At 68.3% G+C, this 3,280-nt stretch carries 4 protein-coding genes; all 4 read left to right on the top strand.

The window, feature by feature from the left end; translation table 11 throughout:
* Window positions 1-80 precede the first annotated feature (80 nt).
* The 4 genes from mutM (at window position 81) to AB0M65_RS40555 (ending at window position 3,191) form a co-directional block, all read left to right on the top strand.
* Window positions 81-941: a bifunctional DNA-formamidopyrimidine glycosylase/DNA-(apurinic or apyrimidinic site) lyase gene (gene mutM, locus AB0M65_RS40540; RefSeq protein ID WP_364040891.1), complete on the top strand. Its 861-nt coding sequence runs from the start codon at window positions 81-83 to the stop codon at window positions 939-941.
* 69 nt (window positions 942-1,010) lie between these two features.
* A complete protein-coding gene (locus AB0M65_RS40545) occupies window positions 1,011-1,451 on the top strand; it encodes an XRE family transcriptional regulator (protein WP_364040894.1) in 441 nt (146 codons plus the stop codon).
* Between the two features lies 1 nt (window position 1,452).
* A complete protein-coding gene (locus AB0M65_RS40550; protein WP_364040897.1) occupies window positions 1,453-2,016 on the top strand; it encodes a hypothetical protein in 564 nt (187 codons plus the stop codon).
* On the top strand, window positions 2,013-3,191 hold the full coding sequence (locus AB0M65_RS40555; RefSeq protein WP_364040899.1) for an MAB_1171c family putative transporter: 1,179 nt from the start codon (window positions 2,013-2,015) through the stop codon (window positions 3,189-3,191). The genes AB0M65_RS40550 and AB0M65_RS40555 overlap by 4 nt, the downstream gene beginning before the upstream one ends.
* Window positions 3,192-3,280 lie beyond the last annotated feature (89 nt).

Consider the following 3,280-nt stretch of genomic DNA (forward strand, 5'->3'; position numbering starts at 1 on the left):
AGTGATTTGGGCCGTTAGAACGACCCAAATCACTCACGACGCCTTGCCGGGCACAGGACAGCCAGTGGGAGAATCGGGCCATGCCCGAACTCCCCGAGGTCGAGGTGGTCCGCGCCGGCCTGGAGGCGCATGTCTCCGGCCGGGCGATCGCCGAAGTCGAAGTCCTGCACCACCGCGCGATCCGCCGCCACGAACTCGGTGCGGAGGACTTCACCGGACGGCTTTCCGGCACCAAGATCGCCGCCGCGCGCCGCCGCGGCAAGTACCTCTGGCTGGAACTTTCCGACGGGCAGGCCATGCTCGCCCACCTCGGGATGAGCGGTCAGATGCTCGTCCAGCCCGAAGGCACGCCTGACGAGAAGCACCTTCGCGTGCGATTTCGCTTCGGCGACGACGGGCCGGAGCTGCGCTTCGTCGATCAGAGGACCTTCGGCGGCCTCGCGCTCGCAGACCTCATTGAAGTCGACGGGACGGCGTTGCCGGGCACCATCGCGCATATCGCGCGCGACCCGATGGACCCGCGATTCGATCTCGACCAGGCCGTCCGGGCGTTGCGGTCGCGGCGCACCGAGATCAAACGCGCCCTGCTCGACCAGACCCTCGTCTCCGGTATCGGCAACATCTACGCCGACGAAGCCCTGTGGCGATCCAAACTCCACTGGGCCCGCCCGACCGGCAAACTCACCGCCGCGCACGGGCGGACGGTGCTCACCGCCGCCACCGACGTCATGGCCGCCGCCCTCGTCGCGGGCGGGACGTCGTTCGACGCGCTCTACGTCAACATCAACGGCCAGTCAGGGTACTTCGACCGTTCTCTCGACGCGTATGGCCAGGAAGGGTTGCCCTGCGGCCGGTGCGGGACCCCGATCCGGCGCGATCCGTTCATGAACCGGTCGTCGTTCTCGTGCCCGAGGTGCCAGCCGAGGCCTCGCGCGAGGTGAAAACTGACGTGTATGACTGCGCGCGCCGCGTCAACTAGCATGAACGGGCACGACACGTAGGGAGTGGGGATGGTGGCCGCGACCGAGCCCGGGAAGACGACGCTCGCCGACAAGATCGACAAGCTGTTCCAGATCGTGCTGAGACCCGATCGTGAGGCGTACAGCCATGAAGAGGTCGCCAAGGCCTGCCGTGAAGCGACCGGCGAGAGTTTCTCGACGACGTATCTCTGGCAGTTGCGCACCGGCCGCCGCGACAATCCCACGAAACGGCATCTCGAAGCGCTCGCCCAGTTCTTCGGCGTCTCGCCGGCGTACTTCTTCGACGACGAGCAGAGCGCCAAGATCGCCGAGGAGCTCGCCCTCCTCGGTGCCCTTCGCGACGCCGGAGTCCGCGATGTGGCGCTTCGCGCTGTAACGCTTTCGCCGGACGGACTCGACACCATCAGCGACATGATCGACGCGATCGCCCGCAGGGAATCCGGACGGGGCGGCACGAAGAGGGAGGCGTGAGGTGGACAGCCGCCGTAAGGAGTTGTGGCGCCGCTGCCGGAGTCTCGCCGACGGCGTGACCCTTCCCGAACCCTTCGATGCCGAGGCTTTCACCTCCGAACTGGCGACCGAACGCGGCCGCCCGATCGAATTGATGCAGGTCGACGTCCCCTCCAGCGGCCCGTGCGGGCTGCTGATGAGCACCGAACGCGCGGATTACATCCTCTACCCGACCAACACCACGGCCCTGCACCGCCGCCATATCCTGCTGCACGAGGTCGGCCATCTGCTGTGTGGTCACGTCGGTTCCGACGCGGGCGCCGACGGCATCGCACTCGACGCCGCCGCCAGCAAGGCCCTGATGCCGAACTTGTCACCGGAACTCGTCCGCCGTGTCCTCGGCCGTACGAGTTACAGCGCCGTCGAGGAGCAGGAGGCCGAACTGCTCGCCAGCCTGCTCGCGCAACGTGTCGCCCGGACGGCGGTGCGCGGCTCGTCGCCCACCGACGAGAGTGGGAGCGACCTCGCGCGTGGGATGGCCAGGGTCGACGACCTCTTCGGCAGCCGGAAGCGACGAGCCCCATGACCGAGACCATCGCGTACTTCTGTTGCGTGGTGGCTTTCGCGGGTTTCGGTTACAAGCTGATCCAGGCCCGCCACACCCAGCCGCTGCGGCGGATGTGGTACCTCAGTGCCTTCGCGATGTGCATCGCGGGCGGGATCATGCTGCTCACCCCGGCGATGGAGAACGCCGTCGGCAGCGAAGAACCCATCGGCAGTCTCCGTAACCTCCTGGCGGATCTGCTCAAGATCGGCGCGATGGCGTTCGCGGTCGCGTTCGCGCAATCGCTGAAACTGGGGGAGGGCAAGCGGATCGGCTGGCACGCGGTGCTTTCCTGGATCGTGGTGGCCGCCGAGACCGTGCTCTTCCTCCTCTCCGACAGCTACCGCGTCGGCGAGCACACCGCCGCCGGGCCGGGCAGGCTCGGCTGGTTCATCGCCTACAACGTCCTCTTTCTCGGCTACGGCCTGATCAGCCTGCTGACCTTCTCGATCGTCTTCGCGCGCTTCGCCCGCCACGCCGAACCCGGTCCGCTTCGCACCGGGCTGTGGTTGCTCGTCGGCGGCGGGGTCTCCGCACTGGGCTGGACGTTCTGGGACGTCGACGACATCTACGTCCTCGCCACCACCGGCGCCGTCGACGCCGGTGAAGACACGCTCTCCTCGATACTGGCGGCGCTGAGCGTCGGACTCGCCGGGGCGGGCGCGACACTCAGCGTATGGGGTCCGGCGCTGGCGACCCCGTTCCGCCTGCTCGGCACGTACCGGACCTATCGCCGGATCGAGCCGTTGTGGACCGCGATGCGGGAAGCCGTCCCCGGCATCGCGCTGGACCCGGGTCCCGGTATGCCCGGCGGGGTCGAATTCGCCTTGTACCGCAGGGTGATCGAGATCCGGGACGGGCATCTCGCGCTTCGCCCGTACTTCGATCCGGACGTCCGGCCCGTCGCGGAAGCCGAGGCCCGCAAGGCGAAGATCCCCGAGGCCAAGGTCCCCGCGACGATTGAGGCCGCCGCGCTGGCCGCCGCGCTCGTCGCCTCCGAGGCGGGCCGCCGGTTCGCCCCCGACGACGTACCGGCGACCTACCTCGGCGATCCCGACATCGCCACCGAAGCGGCTTGGCTGGTCGAGGTCACGCACGCCTGGCGCAGGTCCACCGTGGTCGGGCGGATCCGGGACCGGGCGCGCGAAGCGGCCTAGGGCGTGTCTGGCAAATCTGTTCGATGGGGTTCGTGATCCAGGTGGTTCCTGGTGGTGTGGGCCCTTCGGCCTCGTACTGGGCGTACTCG

The sequence above is a fragment of the Amycolatopsis sp. NPDC051071 genome (assembly GCF_040682875.1).
GTDB lineage: Bacteria > Actinomycetota > Actinomycetes > Mycobacteriales > Pseudonocardiaceae > Amycolatopsis.